We start from the raw sequence: 17,007 nt of genomic DNA, 5'->3' as shown, positions 1-17,007 counted from the left end.
GCTATTAACCGGTGTTGCTAAAAAATGTGGTGTAGATCACTATTTTAGCCTATCAACAATATCGTGTTAACACCGGCTGGGGCGTTGATACGCGCCTTTTTATGGGTTAACGCCAGTAAATCGCCGGAACAGCAAGCCGGTTTTTTCTGTCACAGCCGTTCCGCAATCGCTTTACCCAATGTTGCGGTATTGCCGCTGCCGCCGAGATCGCGGGTGAGGGGAGCGGCCTGCGGGCCTTGAGACAAAACGTCTTCAATCGCCCGCAATACCGCCGCGCCTGCGTCTGGATAGCCTAAATGTTCCAGCATCATCGCGCCGCACCATATCTGACCGATGGGGTTGGCCAATCCTTTGCCGGCAATATCCGGGGCCGAACCATGAACCGGCTCAAACAGGCTGGGGAAATGGCGTTCCGGGTTGATATTGGCGGAAGGGGCGATGCCTATCGTACCGGTACAGGCCGGCCCCAGATCCGACAGGATATCGCCAAATAAATTGCTGGCGACGACGACGTCAAACCAATCCGGATGCAGGACAAAATTGGCGGTCAGAATATCGATGTGGAATTTATCAACCTTAATATCCGGATACTGTTTCGCCATTTCAGCCACCCGACTGTCCCAGTAAGGCATGGTTATGGCGATACCGTTCGATTTCGTGGCGGAGGTCAGATGTTTTTTCGGGCGTTTCATCGCCAGTTCATAGGCAAACTTCAGGATACGATCGACGCCCACGCGCGTCATCACCGTTTCCTGAATGACGATTTCACGATCGGTGCCGGCAAACAGGGTGCCGCCTACGCTGGAGTATTCGCCCTCGGTGTTTTCCCGCACCACATAGAAATCAATGTCGCCGGCTTCACGACCGGCAAGCGGCGCTTTAATGCCGGGCATTAACCGACAGGGACGCAGGTTGACATACTGATCGAATTCCCGGCGGAATTGCAGCAACGATCCCCATAGGGAAATGTGATCGGGGAGGATTTCAGGCCAGCCTACCGCGCCGAAATAGATCGCGTCATAATTTTTCAGGATAGAAAACCAGTCATCCGGCAGCATTTTCCCATGCCTGAGATAATAGTCGGCACTGGAGAAATCAAACCAGTCCCACTGTATCGCGATGCCAAATTTTTCCGCCGCCCGTTGGATCACGCGGACACCTTCGGGCATCACTTCTTTACCTATTCCATCACCGGGTATGACGGCGATGCTATGTTGTTTTACCGACATCAGGACTTCCTTTTTTTATTTGAGGATAGACCCGAGTGTATTGCTTTATGTCTTGGTTAACCATTGACCTGAACAGACAATGATTAGTGCGTCAAAGCATCCCCGTATCGCGAATACGGGCGAGGTCACATCGGTTTTGAAACAGGAGCGCCGCGGCGCTCTTGTTTTATCTGTCCGGTATATTAATCGCTGATATACGGTTAGCACGCCAATTACGTCACCACTGGGACATTATGGCCTATACGTTATTTTAATCAGCCAATACAAAATACTGGCTACGACCAATGAATTAAGCGATGGAACGCCCCACTCTATTGCGAATCCTACGATGGCGCCGGCAATGCTCGCGACGATGGCGGCCCAACCGATCAGCGGGGTTTCCGCTATTTCCGGCAGTTTTCCCGCTTGCCGGCTGGCCGTCAGCAAGGATCGATGGGTACGTAAAATATAATAATCGACCAGCATGATGCCGATAATCGGCGGGAAAAGAACGCCAAGCAAAGTGAGAAAATCGACAAACCTATCTAAAATACCAATCACGGAAAGAAAGGTGCCGATAAACCCAATCACTAACGTGATCGACATATAGCTGAGTTTTCTGCCGGTCATGCCTTCGATGGCGTTGGCAATGCCCAGCGATGATGAATAAAGATTGATATCGTTTATTCTTAACGTGGAAAAAATAACCGCGATCAGCCCGATGCCCCCGGCGGTTTGCGACATAATCGTCACCACATCAGCCGTATTCAGCGCCCGTGCGATTAATATTGCCAAACCGTTTACGATGAATTCACCCACAATGATCGACAAAATGGTGATCCAGAAAACATGGTTGCCTTTTTTGGAGTAGCGGGTCATATCGGGGGTAATTAAACTTGCCACAATACAACCGCCGACCACCATGGTGGCCCCGGCGCTGATTGAAATGGCTTCCCCGGTAGGAGCGGAAGCGAGCAGTTCGGCGATATTATGCCCCGTAAGGGTCATGACCGATATATAGCCGACAATGAATATAAACATCGGAACGGCTATTTTCGCCGTAAATTTTAACGCTTTGAAACCAAAGGCCACCAGAATCGTCAGCGCCGCGCCGGATATTGCGGCCGACCAACCAAAGCCTAATTTATCGCCCAGGGCGAAGTTAAGGGCTTTGGCGAATACGGCGTTTTGCACCCCGAACCAGCCTAACAGACTGATGGCGATCACCACGCCGATCAATACCGAACCCACGCGCCCGAAGCCGCACCATCGGGCCAGCAGACTACCGGATAACCCCTCTTTCATTCCCGCATAACCGAGCCCCAACGTCACAATCCCAAAGATCGCGCTGCCGATAAAAATCGAGATATAGGCATTGGTCAATGTCATTGAGTTGCCCAGCACCGCGCCTAGCATAAATTGATCCAGCGCGGTTAGCATGCCTATGTGAACCAATGCCACATTGAAGAAGGGAAGCCGCACGCTCATCGGCACCCGACTTACCGGGTAATCATCTATTCTTTCCATCTGAAAATGTTTCCTTATATTTAAATAAATTGAATGCCTTTTTCTATAAGTGCGTTTGGAACATAATTATCCAGCCCCAGTTGGTAGCAAAATTCTTCAAATTGATTCAATGAGTGTACGTTCGCCTTTTGATACATGTTATACACTCTATTTTCTATGGTTTTATATGAGACGTTCATTTTTCTGGCGATTTCTTTATGCGTGAATCGCTGTAATATCAGAAAAATAATATCAAGCTCAGACTTGGTGAAAATAGTGTCGGTTAATTCGGTCTTTAATATGGTCGGTTTTTTATGATTGATATAAACCAACGGAGACAGCGTATTAAGTTGCCTGGCGTTCCACATGGTTCCGATACAGATTTTATCTGCATTAAATATCGGAATTTTTTCGCTAATGAAAGGCGTGAGCGTTTTTTTGCCATACCAAAAATGGGTTTCTATGACGGTAACGCGTTGCGCGCTATTTTCAGTCCGGCGATCGTGCTCTTTTAAGTCATCGGATAACTCCGCCCAACTGGCGGGAAATTCATCATCAAGCTTCCCCTCAATATCAAAATCCAAGGGAGTATTGGTATAAAGATAGGCGGCTTTATTCATGTAGACATGGCGCGACTCTAAATCTTTAATACCCCATGGCTCATTCAGATACTCCATCATGGTAATAAGGTTGCGGATATAGTCATTGGTGCTTTTATGTGATGATGGCATCCTGCCCTCCCTTGAGACTGATGCTGACTCAGCGGATCAATTTTGCTAAATAATGCCGTGTGTGCTTGTGCGCATATCCCGGAAGATTCCCGTATTCGCGATATCCCAGTTTTTCATAAAAGCCTCGCGCCTGAAAACTGAACGTGTCGACATAGGCCAAATGACAACCCCGTCTGAGCGCTTCTTCCTCGGCTTTTTGCATCAACTGGCGGCCCAGTCCGCTTTTTCTGTGTTTCTCATCGACCCACAGGTATTGAACTTCAAGGCCTCCCCACCAGGTTCTGGCGACCAGCCCGGCAACGATGGCGCCGGTATCGTCCTTGACGTTTAAAAATAATGGATGAATATCCACGTCGTCATATTGCTGATTGTGTTTCCACAGGCTTTGAATAACAAACTCTTCTTCGTTTTTATCCGGGTTATCGGTGATATTCAAATTCATTTTATTCTTCGTCTCCTTATTATTAACATATTGAAGTATGTTTGCTGATTTGAAAGTTGGCTAATAACATAAATTTTTTTATCAAACAAGGGTGATCTTTACCCGTTCTAACGCGCGCGTATTGCGGTATCGTAGAATCGTACTGCGAACATAAAAGATAAAGATATATATAATGTCAGATTCACAGGATTAAGTGAACAATGTCCTTCACCAGGGAAAATAGTTGCACTCGTCATACTTCACATTGCATGTGTGTCGGCTGAGGGACCTGGCCCTTTTCTGGGCCTCGCTCCTTTGGGGCCGCAGTAAGCAGCGTTCAAATTTTCTCCGGGAAAAGTTGCCATCCAAACGGCCTAGCCATCTAAATTTCTCGTCATTCTCTTCTCCCGGAGCAGATAGCTTAGCAAGGGATAACGAGAAATAACGCCATGACTCATCTCTGCCGTTAACCCGGGAGACGATCATGAATTATGTAAGATTTATGTAAAAAAATCATCATGTTGGGATTTAACTTTAAATGCTTTTTTATAAAGCAGGAGATGTTGTTATTAAATAATAACCGTGATTCATTATTTTATTATTATTATATTTAAAATTATTTAATTATATTGTTAATCGTATTTTAACAGAGGAATCTTATTGCGATATTTCCCTACCTACGGTAAAAAGTAGGCTCGATCGTGGTAACTAAATAATAACAAGGATTATTCCTTTATAGGAGTATATGGATATGGATTGGTTAAAAATGCCTCCGCTATATGCATTAAAAGCTTTTGAGTCAGCAGCTCGCCACCAATCATTTACTCAGGCAGCGAATGAGTTATCTATTACACAAAGCGCAATCAGCAAACATATTCATACACTTGAAGTTTTTTTTGGCCGTAGGTTATTTGAACGAAAGGGTCCCAGGGTGTTGTTAACGCCTGACGGGGAATGTTTTGCTAAAGAAATTCAACTTTCGTTTACCTCTCTATGTATCGCATGCGAGCAGTTTTCTGGCGAGAGGGATATGTTACAAATTCGAGCGCCGACAACTTTTTCGTTACGCTGGCTTATTGCGATAATCAGAAAACTATATACTAAGAAAGATTATCCAATGGTTGGATTGGATAGTAACGGCCTTAATTTGGAATGCATTGATTTTAATGGAGGTAAATATGATGGAGCTATCCAGTATGGGAACGGTGATTTTCCTAAAGAATGGGAGGTTACCCGGCTGCTTGATGAATGGCTGATTCCTGTTTGCGCCCCTGGCGTGTTGCCGCGATGCGGCGATATTAACGGTCTCCGGATTAATCTTTTATACTCCAAATCAAAAGCAGATCACTGGTCGTTATGGTGTGAAGGGATGCGTGGGGATATTGGACTAAAAGTTGCTCATAAGAACGAGTTTGACTCGATGGATTTTGCCATAAGCGCTGCCGTTCATGGATTGGGCGTAGCCATTGTTGATATAAACATGGTGATGAGGGAACTTGAAAATAAAACGCTCGTTCTGCCATTCAAAAACGCAGTCCGTACTGGAAATGGATATTATTTCGTATGGCCGAAAAATCATATTTATAATAAAAATATTATCTTGCTGAATGATTTTCTGAAAAACGAAATCATCGAGGAAAGAGTAGATTCAGTGAATTATATTGAGTAATAATTTTTGTGTTATAAAAAGAAAACATTTTTAGAACCTTATTCTTAATAGAGATATTCAATAAAGTTTGCTCATTAAGTATATGCCGCTATTCTCGTACCTCCTGATGGCGGCGGTTAGTCAAGGCAAAGGGTTTGGTTGTCTTGCGCCACCGCCATTCCTGTCGGAAGCCTATGGGTTATTAACCACTCATCCAGAGTATGATCGATGTGCGTCAGCAGCATTCTGCCGGGGCGTAGGGCGTAATATAACTCGGTTGCCTGATTAATATCATTGTGGTTTCTTTGCTCGCCTGGCGGATAAGTACAATCAATAATCAGGCAGGTTATCTTCTGCTGAGACAGAAAATGATAGGTATTCGCCGGTAATCCCCTGGTGTCGGTAAGATAAGCAATCTTGCTGTGCCGCCAGCTTATAACGTAGCCCCAGGTTATACGAGAATGGTTGAGCGGAACGGGGGTAACACGCATATTCCCCATAGGATAAGCTTGGAACGGGTGCTTGAGAAATTGAAAATCCAGAATACCCGGGTGTTTGAATAGGTCGTCACAGCCAACAGGGTCGGGGGGAGAGTAAACCGGAATAGGCGTTCCCTTTCCCCAGCGTAAGGGAAACAGTCCATGGACATGGTCCATATGATAGTGCGTGAGCAAAATGCGTTGTAGCTGACCGGGATGAAAACGTTGTGATAAATCGTCCAGCCCGGCATCCAGCAATGTCAGTTCTCCTTCGCAATCTATCAGCGCGCTACAGGGGCGCCGCAGATGTTTTGGCATCGTACGCGCCCGCAGACAGGCCGGGCACTGGCAGCCAAAGAGGGGGGCGGCGTGAACGCCGCCGGTGCCGGTAAAGGTTAGCGAGAACCGGGGGGAGTTAGTCATCGAACCGTCTCCCTGCCGGGGCGGGGTCTTCAGTTTTATTCAACCATTGCCAAAAAGCCTGGACGGTCTGCTCCAGCGGACCGGTATTGGACAAATATGCGCAGCTCGTTGGCACGGTTGCCTGATAGTTCACCGTGCGACGCAGACGCTCTGCAATCTGCCGTTCGTTCTCCCGCCCGCGTTTTCTCAGACGCTGCTCCAAAATTTTTTGCGGAACGGTCAGGCAAATCGGTAACAGGCGATCGCCATAACGTTTGTCCGCCTGCGGCAAATCGGCGCGCGATCCGTTAACAATCACATCAATGCCTTTCTCCAGCCAAACGTCGACTTCAATACCTAGGCCGTAATGCAACTGATGCGCTTGCCAGGATAAACAAAATAACCCATGGCGATGACGGAACCGGAACTCCCGCTCACTGAGCGCGATATGGTTTTCACTGCCCGATGACGCCGGGCGGGTGATATAGCGATGGGCCACTAGAATATGTTTGGTGTCCGACGCGCGCAGTGCGCCCAGCAGACTGTCTTTGCCGCAGCCGGAGGCGCCGATAAGATAAATCAATCTGGCCATCAAAATACCCTCCGCCCGCCACACCAGACCGCCTGAATGTAGGGTTCCCCCTTGAATTCCCTGACCAGCGTCATATCCGCACGTTTTCCTTCGGCAATGGAGCCACGGTCATTCAGACCCAGCGCCCTGGCCGGCGTTAATGACGCCAATGCGACCGCCTGCGGCAGGGTGTAGGGCAATGTTTCATCGTGGGCAAGCTTAAAGACCGCCTCCAGCAGACTGCCGGGGAAATAATCGGACGAGAGGATGGTGAGCAGACCCGCCTGCGCCAGCAGATGCGCCGAGACGTTTCCGGAGTGCGATCCGCCACGGATCACATTGGGAGCGCCCATCATGACCTGCATTCCTTGCTGATACGCCGTCTGCGCCGCTTCCCGGGTGGTGGGAAACTCGGCGATAGTGACCCCCAGCTTATATGACTCATCAGTATGTGCGGCGGTCGCATCGTCGTGGCTGGACAGAACCAGTCCCTGCAACCGGCATTGCGAGGCAATGGCCTCGCGATTAGGCTGCGACCAGCGTTTGGCGAAAGCGATCTGTTGTTGGGTAAACGCATCCATCTGGCTGTCGCTCAGATGATATTTCCCCTGATAGTACGTGCGGTATTTTTCCGGTGAGACGAACTGCCGCTGGCCAGGCGAATGATCCATTAATGAAACCAGCAACAATTCCGGGGTGTTTTTCAACCGCTCGAAAAGCGGCAACGTCGTTTCATGGGGCAACTCACAGCGCAAATGAAGATAATGCTCGGCTCTATTCAGGCCGTTCTGCCGGCTATAGTGGATAGCGTCGATCATCTTTTGCACGTTCTCCATGCGATCGCCGCCCGCCCGCACATCGCCAATCGCCACCGCATCCAGTACGGTGGTGATACCGCTGCTGATAATTCCCGCATCGTGATTTTTCATGGCCGAGTTTGCCGGCCAGCTTACGCCGGGGCGCGGGGTAAAGTACTTTTCCAGATTATCGGTGTGCAGTTCAACCAACCCTGGCAGCAGCCAGCCGCCTTCGCCATCCAGCGCCTGCGGTAGCTGGCTGACGGAGTCTGAACAGTGATGAATGATTTCGTTGGTTATTTCGACCGAACCCAACATCAGCTCGTTTTCCGTCACTATTTTGACATTATTGATAATCATGGTTTTTCTCCCTGTCCCGATGCAGGGTCCGGCATGATGAAAAGGCTGTCCGCCACCTGTTCGCGGATTTCTTTGTCATGAAAGATGCCGATAATCGCCGTTCCCCGCAGTTTGGCTTCCTCGATTAGCGCCGCCACGGTGCGGCGATTTTTATCATCAAGGGATGCGGTGGGTTCATCCAGCAACAGGATGGGATAATCGGTAATAAAACCCCGCGCGATGTTGATGCGTTGCTGTTCGCCGCCGGAAAAGGTCGAAGGCGCCAATGACCACAGACGCGATGGAATACGTAACCGGGACAGCAATTGCTCGGCCCTTGCCGCGCATTCCGCTTTCTCCACCCCTTGTTCCAGTAGCGGCTGCATCACGACGTCCAGCGTACTGATGCGCGGGATCACGCGTAAAAACTGGCTTACCCAGCCCAGCGTTTCGCGACGGACGGCAAAAATGGTGCGGGCGCCGGCCGTGACGATATCCACCGGATGCTGCCGATGATTGATCCAGATATGCCCTTCATCAGCCTGATAATTGGCATAAAGTGAGCGCAGCAAGGTGGATTTGCCGCAGCCTGAATGACCGTGCAACGCGATGCACTGCCCTTTTTTAACCTGCAAATTGATAGCCGATAGTACCGGTAGCCGGACTCCGCGCTGGTTGTGCAATACAAAAGTTTTGGATAGATTTTCTACCGCAACCTGTATTTCAGATGTTGAATCACACATAGTGTTGCTCCCGTGTTGCTCGTCAACAGGTAATGAACGTTTTCCCCATGACTACATCAGCACAGACGACGTCAGCAGTTGGGTATAAGGATGGAGGGGATCGTCAAGTACCCGGTCGGTTAACCCGCTCTCTACGATCCGACCCTGCTGCATAACCATCAGCCGGTGGGTCAGTAGCCGGGCGACGCCCAGGTCATGCGTGACGATAATGACGGCCAGCCCCATTTCCATCACCAGATTGCGCAACAGATCCAACAGGCGTGCCTGTACCGAGACATCCAGTCCGCTGGTGGGTTCATCCATAAAGATCAGGCGCGGGGAGGTAACCAGATTGCAGGCGATTTGCAGACGCTGCTGCATACCGCCGGAAAAGGTGGTCGGAAAATCATCCAGCCGATCCGCCGGAATTTCGACGCTTTCGAGCCACTCTTCCGCCTGCCGGCGGATATAACCGTAATGACGGTGGCCGATGGCCATCAACCGCTCGCCGATATTGCCGCCGGCGGAAACCCGGGAACGCAGGCCATCAAGCGCGTGTTGATGGACGACGCCCCAGTCGCGACGCAGAATCTGTCGACGCCGGTTTTCACTGATGCCGTATACGTCCAACTCGGTATTGTCTTTATCGAGGTAAAGAACCTGGCCTTGCTGCGGCTTCAGGCGTCCTGACAGCGCATTAAGCAAGGTGCTTTTTCCTGAGCCGGACTCACCGACAATCCCCAGCACCTCGCCGGGATAAAGCTGAAAATCAACGTCGGTGAAGCCTTTGCCGGGCGCATACAGATGGGTCAGACTACGAACGCTCAATAACGACTGCTGCTGCATTTGTGACGGTTTCATAATCCTTGTTCCTCTCGCTGCTGCTGGCAAAAATCGGTGTCGGAGCAGACAAACATGCGATTTCCGCGATCGTCGAGCACCACCTCATCCAGAAAGCTGTTCCTGGCGCCGCATAACGCACAGGGTTCGTCCCACTGCTGAACGGAAAAAGGATAATCTTCAAAATCCAGGCTTTTTACCGAAGTAAAGGGGGGCAACGCGTAGATGCGTTTTTCACGTCCGGCGCCGAATAGCTGCAACGCCGGCATCATATCCATTTTGGGGTTGTCGAATTTGGGGATCGGCGAGGGATCCATCACGTAACGATGGTTGACCAATACCGGGTAAGCGTAAGTCGTCGCGATATGTCCGTGGTGCGCAATATCCTCGTACAGCTTAACGTGCATCACGCCATACTCTTCCAGCGCATGCATCTTGCGGGTTTCGGTCTCCCGCGGTTCGATAAAGCGTAGAGGCTCAGGGATCGGCACCTGGTATACGATGATCTGATCGGCGCGCAGCGGGTTTTCGGGGATGCGGTGCCGGGTTTGAATCAATGTCGCCTCGCCGACCCGCGTAGTGGTGGCGACCTGCGCCACCCGCTGAAAGAAGTGGCGGATGGATACGGCGTTGGTGGTGTCGTCCGAGCCCTGGTCGATCACTTTCAGGGTATCGTCGCGCCCGATCAGACTGGCGGTCACCTGGATGCCGCCGGTTCCCCAGCCATAGGGCATCGGCATTTCGCGTCCGCCGAAAGGAACCTGAAAGCCGGGGATCGCCACCGCTTTGAGGATCGCCCGGCGGATCATCCGTTTACTCTGTTCGTCCAGATACCCCATGTTGTAGCCGGTTAAAATATCATCACTCATGACGCCCCTCCTCAAAGTCACGGCGTAACTGCCTAAGCAGATCCAATTCAGACTGAAAATCGACATAATGAGGGAGTTTCAGATGTGAGATGAAGCCGGAGGCGTCCACGCTGTCGGCATGTGACAGCACGAACTCTTCGTCCTGTGCCGGTCCGGCAACCGTTTCGCCGTACTCGGCGGCTCTCAGCGCGCGATCCACCAACGCCATCGACATCGCTTTGCGTTCCGCCCGGCCGAATACCAGGCCATAACCGCGGGTAAAACAAGGGCAGCCTGTGTCGGTGGTTTTGATGTTGTTGACCATTTCACATTCGGTCAGCAATATTTCGCCGATCTCAATCGAAAAACCCAGCTCTTCCGGGGTGCAGCTCAGGCTGACGTAGCCGGTGCGAATTTCGCCGACAAAAGGGTGATTACGGCCGTAGCCGCGCTGAATGGAATAGCCCAGCGCCAGCAAAAATCCTTCATCGGTTCTGACCAACTGTTGCAGACGGGCCGATCGGCTACAGGGATAACTGATAGGATGGCGGGTAATATCATCAGGTTCGCTGCCGTCATCATTTTCGGCGCTAATCAAGCCTTCCCGGGTCATCATTTCAAAGATGCGCGGACACGAGGTTACCGTCGGCGTTGCGGCCGGTTCGTCTGACTGAGCCAGCGGCGGAGCGTCATGCTCATTTAACAGCCCGAAGTCGAGCAGGCGGTGGGTGTAATCGTAGGTCGGCCCCAGAATCTGGCCGCCGGGCAGATCCTTATAAATGGCGGAAATTCGCCGCTCCAGCCGGATGCCCGCCATATCGAGCGGTTCGCTGACCATAAAGCGCGGCAGCGTGGTTCGATAGGCGCGAAGCAGGAAGATCGCTTCCACCAGATCGCCGCTGGCCTGTTTGATGGCGAGCGAGGCGAGTTGCGTATCGTAAATTCCCCCTTCGTTCATCACCCGCTGTACGCCAAGCTCCAACTGTTGCTCTATTTGCCGACAACCCAGTTCGGCATCGCTGCCTCTGCGTAGTCGTTCCTGTAGGCGATGCGCGGCGGTAATCGCTTTTTCGCCGCCTTTCACTGCAACGTACATTAGCTCTCCTCCACATGGGTTGTGCGCGGAACGGCCAGTAATTGCCGGCCGCAGGTGAAAATGAAATCCAGTCCCTGCGGAAAGGCGACCGGACGGCGGCAGAGATAGTGTCTGACGTGTTCCGGGAGCGGTACGCTAAAGGTACGCCGCTGCTGAATGCCAGGGCCGCTTAAGGTCAAGGGGGGCGCACCGGTGAGCGAAGGCGCTTCAAGGATCAGTGTGGTGCTGTAATGCGGGGATTCATCGCTGCCGCCGGCAAACGCATCCAGCAGCGTGGCGGGAAACGCATTATCCAGCACCGCAAACGCCGCCTGAGAAGCCTGGTCGGTTAGCGGCGCCCCGGTATGAAAACGCAGATTGTGGATAATCCGATCGTCGCGGAACGGAGCGGAAAGATAGAGCGGCGTCTCATTGTCCGCCAGGGTGAGCAAGACGGCGCTGGTCGCCGGGGATAGCGGTTGCCAGTCCGGGCCGTCATTCAACGTAACCGGCAAGCCGGGCTCGCTCATCGCTTTCAGTATCAGCCGAAACGCGCGTTGCGCATCGTCAACGGGATCGGCAAATCCATTGAGTAGCTTCATTAGTCTTCCCCCCTTACCAGAGTAAAGAAGTCGACCTGACTGGTGGCAATCTCTCGTTTCCGCTGCTGACGCTTTGCGGTTAGCCGGGTGTGCAGCGGGGTAATCAAGCGTACCTGAAGTAAATCGTACTGCGAGGGTATTTGTAATAGCGCATCAATGAGCGCGCTCAGTTCGGCGTGCGCTTTATTGCGACCGATAACATAACTGTAGCCGTAGCCGCCGTTATCATCGCCTGAAAGCTGCACTACCGCACGGGTGACGGTCACGTCTCCCATAAAGAAACGTCGTCCTTCTCCTCCCATACGTCCCTGAACCTGAAGCAACCCGACCTCGGGGGATCGAATCAGGTGATACTCGGGCGTCAGGTTGAGAGACTGCCACAGTTCGGTCAATTCTGACGTCGGACTATGGGCCAGCACTGACATCCAGTGCTGGCGAATAGCGGTATTAATCATTAGCCTGTCCTGTCAAAGTGGATAACTTTCAGCGTCTCTGCGTGCCGTTATCCGGCTACAGATGACAATGTCAGCATCAGCGCCACTCGGGGGCTGGCACTTGTCAGCCCGACATAAATGGCGACGGGTGCACGATTACGTTTGCAGGAAATTCATAAAGTCGGTTTTGTTTTCGATGGGCGTTCGTTTAGGGCGCCCGAGATCGGCGCGGTGTCCGGTGCGGCATAGCACTTCAATAAAGGCGTTTTGCGGTCGTGACAGCGCGTGGGTAAGGCTTAGCGCCAGCTCCAGCGCCGTGGTGACGGTTTGCGTATAGCTGTAACCGATGGCGTGGGCGATATCCGACAGGCGCAGGTTGGCGGCCAGAGTGACCTGACCGCCGACCGAGGCATGAGCGCCGTTATTGATGACGATGTGCAGGATGTTATTTACCTGTGAGGTATTGGTCAATCCCCCCAGATGCATAAGTACCGCGCCATCGCCATCCATGCACACCACCTGCCGTTGCGGATTGGCCAACGCAATACCCAGCGCAATCTGAGAGGCGTGGCCCATGCCGCCTACGGTAAGAAAGTCTTTTTCATGACTGATCTGGTTCCGTTCGCGGAGTTCGTACAATTCGCGCGAAAGCATACCGGTTGTGCTGACGATGGGCAGAGAAGGCGGCAGAATTTCAAGACAGCAGGCAACGATCTCTTCACGGGTCATTACCCCTTTTTCCGCCGCCGGGTTGGGAATATGCACATCGGCGAGCGTCGGCGAAAACGTGTTCTTTCTGCATACCAGCGCGACCGCACGCCGCTCCTGTTTAGCCCGTTCAAGCAGTGAGGCCACTTCGGCGGGTAAATCCGCCTGATTGCCGTCAACGACGTAATAAGGAATATCCAGCGTTTCCAGCAAGCTCAGCGTGACCTGGCCTTGCTTGACGTGCTGAGGCTCATCATGCAACTGCTCTCCGCTGTCGGTGAGCTCTCCGCGCCAGCCGATAATCAGCAGGGCAGGGATCGCGTACACGTGAACATCGGCCAGTGAGCAATAGGGATTGACCAAATTGCCCAGCCCCGAGTTTTGCAAATAAATCGCCGGAATGTGGCCGGTGGCCAGATGGTGACCGATGGCTATCCCCATGGCGGCCCCTTCATTGCAGGCCGTGACATGATTGATGCCATCGTCTGCCGCGGAGAGCGCCCGACAGAATTCTTTTAACAGCGAGTCCGGCACGCCGGTATAAAAATCCACCTCGTGTTCACGCAATAACGCGATAAGATCGTTTGCAGAAATCATAGTATCTCTCTTGAGTATTTAGAAAGAGACACCGTTAAATACGGTGTCGAGCGCGTTATTTTGTTCCGGGAATCAACTCCAGGATCTCTTTTATCGGCAAGCACTTATCCTCAATCTCCAGCGTGCGGCCATTCTTTAAGATATCCTCAAGAATATTTCTCATTGCCGGATAGGATGCTCTCAGCAAATGATTGGCATAAATGACAATATTGAAACCATAATCAGTAAGCTGATCGAAGGTAATATCGTTGAAGCTGGTGGGAACGCAGACCAATGGGACGTTTGGCGCGGACTTCTTAAATATTCGTGAGAACTCGATGATTTCTTGCGGGTCTTTTTTACGGCTATGGATCATGATGCCATCTGCGCCGGCAGCGACGTAGGTGAGGGCCCGGTCAATCGCATCCGTCATTCCCGCATCCAGAATTAAACTTTCAACTCTGGCGATGACCATAAAATCATCAGTAAGTTGTGCTGACTTGGCGGCGGCTATTTTCTCGGCGAAGCGGGCGGGGTCATCCTGCGTTTGTTTTACGTCCGTGCCAAAAAGGGAGTTTTTCTTCAAACCCGTTTTATCTTCAATAATAATGGAAGATACCCCTATTTTTTCCGCTGCATTGATATGATAAGGCAGATGCGCTATTTGTCCGCCTGTATCACCGTCGAGGATTAAGGGTTTGGTCGTAACATCAAAAATATCTGCAATGCTATTTAAACGGCTACTCAGCGACAACAATTCAATATCGGGTTTACCCCGTACGGTTGAATCGGTTAATGAGCTTGACCAAAAGGCGTCAAATTCAATTACTTTTCCATCCTTGTTATAAGAAGCCTGCTCTACCAGCAACGCGGCCAGCGGACTATGCGTTTCCATCACCCGGATACTTTGTTTATTTTCCAGCACCTGCTTCAAAGTATGACGGCGTTTATCCGGCGTGGTGCTTGTAAGATGACGGTGATTTTTCATAAACGGTTCCTCTTATATCAATAAATAATTACTTATGGTTGTAGGCCTTAAAAAACTCAAAATAGGCGCTCTGATCAACACGGGACGGGTTATCTGCTAATGCTTTTTTATAAGCTTCAGATAGTTGTGGATAGAAAAAACTCTGGATGCCGCTCTGTTCGAAAATAGGCGCGGCCAGTAAGAGATCTTTAACGCGAAGATCCAGTGGAAAAGAAATAGAGCGGTCAGCACGTTGATATTTATCTAATAGTACATCCATATAAACGGATCGGCCTCGGCCCAGCGGCAAGGTTTCACAAATCTCCTCTTTGCTTAATCCTATTTCTTCCGCCAGAGAAATGGCTTCGGCGGCGACAGCCATATTCATCGCTTCACAATAATTATTAACCACCTTCATTGCCTGAGCATGGTGATTACTGCTCATCAACGAATAGCGATTACACAGGGCCGCTACAATCTCCAGGATTATCGGGCGAAAGATATCCGCTACCGGCCCCATATAAGCAACCAGCTTGCCTTGAAGCGCGCCTTCAGGCCCTCCGGAAACCGGCAGCTCTGCGTATTCCAACGGAATTTTCCGCATAAACGCTTCAACGCGACGGGATTCTTCCGGTCCCAGCGTACTTGTATTAATCAGCAGTTTTTTCTGAACAGGATTGCCGTGGCTATTGAGCAGCGGCTTAAATGTTGCGATGATACTGTCCGCATCTTTTAGACAGGCGATAGCAATAAGACAACGGTCGTTAAAAATATCCTGTATTTTATAAACCGGTGTCGCTCCATAATCGATCAAGCGATCGGCTTTATCTCTGGTTCGGTTAAATACCGACACCGGATAGCCACAATCAAGTAGTCTTTTGACTAATGCGCTGCCTAAAGATCCTGCGCCGACAATAGCGATTGTATTCTTCATATAACTTGGTCCGTTTATTTGTCTAATACCCAATGAATTTTTCGGAAAAGCAGATGGTTCATGAATTATTATGGACTGTGTTGTTTATGAATATATACAGCATTATTTTTTTTATAAAAACGGAAAATAGTAATTAAAAAGGTTACTTCTACTCATGATGAGTTTTGATTATGGGATTTATTTTATTTGAAATTATTAAAGGGTATAATAAATAGAGTAGTGTGATAAAACGGCTTGCTGGTAATGTAAATACAATAATTACGGCAATCACGATAACGTCGTCATGGGATTTTAGTACGACATGCGATCCCTCTGTAAAATAGAGAGAGTCACAAGGAAAAGTTTATTCTTTGCCTGTTATCAATAAGTATTACATATGAATCGTATCGCGCTGGCACTTTTCAGCTAAATTATTTATGGGGGATAACACGGCAGGTTAACTTAACGAGTGGTTCCGTTGAAAACATCAGCTATTCCCGGCGCCGGCGGATAGCGATCTGGCAGTGCATGAAATTGTTCATTCGTTGAAATATTGACATAACGCATCGATGAAAACTTTATAGCGGGTTTCTTTTGCACGCGAGGGATCATACAGCAGATGCATTGCTCGCTCGGGAAATCGATAGTCAGCGAGGATGGTCACAAGCTGTCCTTGCTTAAGCGGTTGCTCAAGCGCTTTTTCATAGCCAATCAGCACTCCAGCCCCCTTTAACGTCGCTTCCAGCATGGCGCCCCAATCGTTAATCGCCAGCCGGGAACTCACCATCACCTCACTGAGTCCACCTGCGCTGATAAACGGCCAGCGATGGGTTAACCCTGCCTGCCAGGGGGAAAAACCAAGGCACTGGTGATGTTTCAGGTCGGAGGGGTGCCGCGGCCAGCCGTGCTTTGCCAGGTATTCAGGCGCAGCGCAGGCAATAAACCGATACGCGGATAACGGCTTTGCTGCCAGTCGGAGGTCTTTATCCAGCTCGCCTATGCGGATCACCGCATCAAAACCTTCTGAGGCCGGGTTGATAACTTCGTCTGACAGTATGAGTTCAATACTGATTTGCGGATAGCGCTGAAGAAATTGGCAGAGGAAACCTACCAGGGCATAGCGTCCAAATGTCACCGGGGCATTGAGCCGCAGCGTACCAGCAGGTATTTCAGCGGTTCCACTGGCTTCACTGTCTGCGTCATCAATGGCCTGCAAAATG

18 protein-coding genes are annotated in these 17,007 nt (G+C 50.6%); 1 reads left to right on the top strand and 17 read right to left on the bottom strand.

Translation table 11 applies throughout. From position 1 onward, the window contains the following. Positions 1–149: 149 nt before the first annotated feature. The 4 genes from JG725_RS08970 to JG725_RS08955 all read right to left on the bottom strand — a co-directional run bounded on the left by JG725_RS08970 (position 150) and on the right by JG725_RS08955 (position 3,887). Complete coding sequence (locus tag JG725_RS08970; RefSeq protein WP_199377666.1) at positions 150–1,229, bottom strand: tartrate dehydrogenase; 1,080 nt, start codon at positions 1,227–1,229, stop codon at positions 150–152. A gap of 231 nt (positions 1,230–1,460) precedes the next feature. Beyond that, a complete protein-coding gene (locus JG725_RS08965; RefSeq protein WP_172289534.1) occupies positions 1,461–2,735 on the bottom strand; it encodes a cytosine permease in 1,275 nt (424 codons plus the stop codon). A gap of 20 nt (positions 2,736–2,755) precedes the next feature. Beyond that, positions 2,756–3,445 (bottom strand): helix-turn-helix transcriptional regulator, encoded by a 690-nt coding sequence (locus JG725_RS08960; protein WP_172289535.1) that lies wholly within the window; start codon positions 3,443–3,445, stop codon positions 2,756–2,758. Between the two features lie 28 nt (positions 3,446–3,473). Next, positions 3,474–3,887, bottom strand: a complete 414-nt coding sequence (locus JG725_RS08955) for a GNAT family N-acetyltransferase (protein ID WP_172289536.1) — start codon at positions 3,885–3,887, stop codon at positions 3,474–3,476. 730 nt (positions 3,888–4,617) lie between these two features. Here JG725_RS08955 and JG725_RS08950 point away from each other — a divergent pair. Further along, positions 4,618–5,535, top strand: a complete 918-nt coding sequence (locus JG725_RS08950; RefSeq protein WP_172289537.1) for a LysR family transcriptional regulator — start codon at positions 4,618–4,620, stop codon at positions 5,533–5,535. 116 nt (positions 5,536–5,651) lie between these two features. Here the strand turns inward: JG725_RS08950 and phnP are convergent, their stop codons facing one another. The 13 genes from phnP to JG725_RS08885 form a co-directional block, all read right to left on the bottom strand. Continuing rightward, positions 5,652–6,416 (bottom strand): phosphonate metabolism protein PhnP, encoded by a 765-nt coding sequence (gene phnP / locus JG725_RS08945; protein WP_199377664.1) that lies wholly within the window; start codon positions 6,414–6,416, stop codon positions 5,652–5,654. Next, positions 6,409–6,987 (bottom strand): ribose 1,5-bisphosphokinase, encoded by a 579-nt coding sequence (gene phnN / locus JG725_RS08940; RefSeq protein WP_199377662.1) that lies wholly within the window; start codon positions 6,985–6,987, stop codon positions 6,409–6,411. The genes phnP and phnN overlap by 8 nt, the downstream gene beginning before the upstream one ends. Next, entirely contained in the window at positions 6,987–8,123 is a 1,137-nt protein-coding gene (phnM, locus tag JG725_RS08935) for an alpha-D-ribose 1-methylphosphonate 5-triphosphate diphosphatase (RefSeq protein ID WP_199377660.1), read from the bottom strand. Before phnM ends, phnN begins: the two co-directional genes overlap by 1 nt. Further along, positions 8,120–8,845 (bottom strand): phosphonate C-P lyase system protein PhnL, encoded by a 726-nt coding sequence (gene phnL, locus JG725_RS08930; RefSeq protein WP_172289541.1) that lies wholly within the window; start codon positions 8,843–8,845, stop codon positions 8,120–8,122. Before phnL ends, phnM begins: the two co-directional genes overlap by 4 nt. A gap of 51 nt (positions 8,846–8,896) precedes the next feature. Then, positions 8,897–9,685, bottom strand: a complete 789-nt coding sequence (phnK, locus tag JG725_RS08925) for a phosphonate C-P lyase system protein PhnK (RefSeq protein ID WP_172289542.1) — start codon at positions 9,683–9,685, stop codon at positions 8,897–8,899. Further along, positions 9,682–10,533, bottom strand: coding sequence for an alpha-D-ribose 1-methylphosphonate 5-phosphate C-P-lyase PhnJ (locus JG725_RS08920; protein ID WP_172289543.1), 852 nt, complete (start codon positions 10,531–10,533; stop codon positions 9,682–9,684). Before JG725_RS08920 ends, phnK begins: the two co-directional genes overlap by 4 nt. Beyond that, a complete protein-coding gene (locus tag JG725_RS08915; RefSeq protein WP_172289544.1) occupies positions 10,526–11,608 on the bottom strand; it encodes a carbon-phosphorus lyase complex subunit PhnI in 1,083 nt (360 codons plus the stop codon). Before JG725_RS08915 ends, JG725_RS08920 begins: the two co-directional genes overlap by 8 nt. Next, the gene (phnH, locus tag JG725_RS08910; protein WP_199377658.1) at positions 11,608–12,189 is read right to left on the bottom strand and encodes a phosphonate C-P lyase system protein PhnH; all 582 of its coding nucleotides are present in this window, start codon (positions 12,187–12,189) and stop codon (positions 11,608–11,610) included. Before phnH ends, JG725_RS08915 begins: the two co-directional genes overlap by 1 nt. Then, positions 12,189–12,644 carry a phosphonate C-P lyase system protein PhnG gene (phnG, locus tag JG725_RS08905; protein ID WP_199377656.1) on the bottom strand — a complete coding sequence of 152 codons (456 nt, stop codon included), beginning with the start codon at positions 12,642–12,644 and terminating at the stop codon, positions 12,189–12,191. The genes phnH and phnG overlap by 1 nt, the downstream gene beginning before the upstream one ends. A gap of 135 nt (positions 12,645–12,779) precedes the next feature. Beyond that, positions 12,780–13,928, bottom strand: coding sequence for a phosphonopyruvate decarboxylase (aepY, locus tag JG725_RS08900; RefSeq protein WP_172289547.1), 1,149 nt, complete (start codon positions 13,926–13,928; stop codon positions 12,780–12,782). 55 nt (positions 13,929–13,983) lie between these two features. Beyond that, complete coding sequence (aepX, locus tag JG725_RS08895; RefSeq protein WP_172289548.1) at positions 13,984–14,895, bottom strand: phosphoenolpyruvate mutase; 912 nt, start codon at positions 14,893–14,895, stop codon at positions 13,984–13,986. 28 nt (positions 14,896–14,923) lie between these two features. Continuing rightward, positions 14,924–15,808 carry an NAD(P)-dependent oxidoreductase gene (locus JG725_RS08890; RefSeq protein WP_172289549.1) on the bottom strand — a complete coding sequence of 295 codons (885 nt, stop codon included), beginning with the start codon at positions 15,806–15,808 and terminating at the stop codon, positions 14,924–14,926. 517 nt (positions 15,809–16,325) lie between these two features. Continuing rightward, positions 16,326–17,003, bottom strand: a complete 678-nt coding sequence (locus JG725_RS08885; RefSeq protein WP_233356369.1) for a LysR substrate-binding domain-containing protein — start codon at positions 17,001–17,003, stop codon at positions 16,326–16,328. Positions 17,004–17,007: the final 4 nt, after the last annotated feature.

The organism is Brenneria sp. L3-3C-1, assembly GCF_016456245.1.
Taxonomy (GTDB): Bacteria; Pseudomonadota; Gammaproteobacteria; order Enterobacterales; family Enterobacteriaceae; genus Brenneria.
This window is presented reverse-complemented; position numbering and strand designations above follow the sequence as displayed.

Coding starts and splice junctions, on each gene's coding strand:
- phnP (WP_199377664.1), bottom strand. CDS start 6,416: ATGACTAACTCCCCCCGGTTCTCGCTAACCTTTACCGGCACCGGCGGC.
- JG725_RS08955 (WP_172289536.1), bottom strand. CDS start 3,887: ATGAATTTGAATATCACCGATAACCCGGATAAAAACGAAGAAGAGTTT.
- JG725_RS08970 (WP_199377666.1), bottom strand. CDS start 1,229: ATGTCGGTAAAACAACATAGCATCGCCGTCATACCCGGTGATGGAATA.
- phnH (WP_199377658.1), bottom strand. CDS start 12,189: ATGAAGCTACTCAATGGATTTGCCGATCCCGTTGACGATGCGCAACGC.
- phnK (WP_172289542.1), bottom strand. CDS start 9,685: ATGAAACCGTCACAAATGCAGCAGCAGTCGTTATTGAGCGTTCGTAGT.
- phnG (WP_199377656.1), bottom strand. CDS start 12,644: ATGATTAATACCGCTATTCGCCAGCACTGGATGTCAGTGCTGGCCCAT.
- JG725_RS08920 (WP_172289543.1), bottom strand. CDS start 10,533: ATGAGTGATGATATTTTAACCGGCTACAACATGGGGTATCTGGACGAA.
- phnL (WP_172289541.1), bottom strand. CDS start 8,845: ATGTGTGATTCAACATCTGAAATACAGGTTGCGGTAGAAAATCTATCC.
- JG725_RS08960 (WP_172289535.1), bottom strand. CDS start 3,445: ATGCCATCATCACATAAAAGCACCAATGACTATATCCGCAACCTTATT.
- JG725_RS08890 (WP_172289549.1), bottom strand. CDS start 15,808: ATGAAGAATACAATCGCTATTGTCGGCGCAGGATCTTTAGGCAGCGCA.
- JG725_RS08965 (WP_172289534.1), bottom strand. CDS start 2,735: ATGGAAAGAATAGATGATTACCCGGTAAGTCGGGTGCCGATGAGCGTG.
- phnN (WP_199377662.1), bottom strand. CDS start 6,987: ATGGCCAGATTGATTTATCTTATCGGCGCCTCCGGCTGCGGCAAAGAC.
- JG725_RS08950 (WP_172289537.1), top strand. CDS start 4,618: ATGGATTGGTTAAAAATGCCTCCGCTATATGCATTAAAAGCTTTTGAG.
- aepY (WP_172289547.1), bottom strand. CDS start 13,928: ATGATTTCTGCAAACGATCTTATCGCGTTATTGCGTGAACACGAGGTG.
- phnM (WP_199377660.1), bottom strand. CDS start 8,123: ATGATTATCAATAATGTCAAAATAGTGACGGAAAACGAGCTGATGTTG.
- JG725_RS08915 (WP_172289544.1), bottom strand. CDS start 11,608: ATGTACGTTGCAGTGAAAGGCGGCGAAAAAGCGATTACCGCCGCGCAT.
- aepX (WP_172289548.1), bottom strand. CDS start 14,895: ATGAAAAATCACCGTCATCTTACAAGCACCACGCCGGATAAACGCCGT.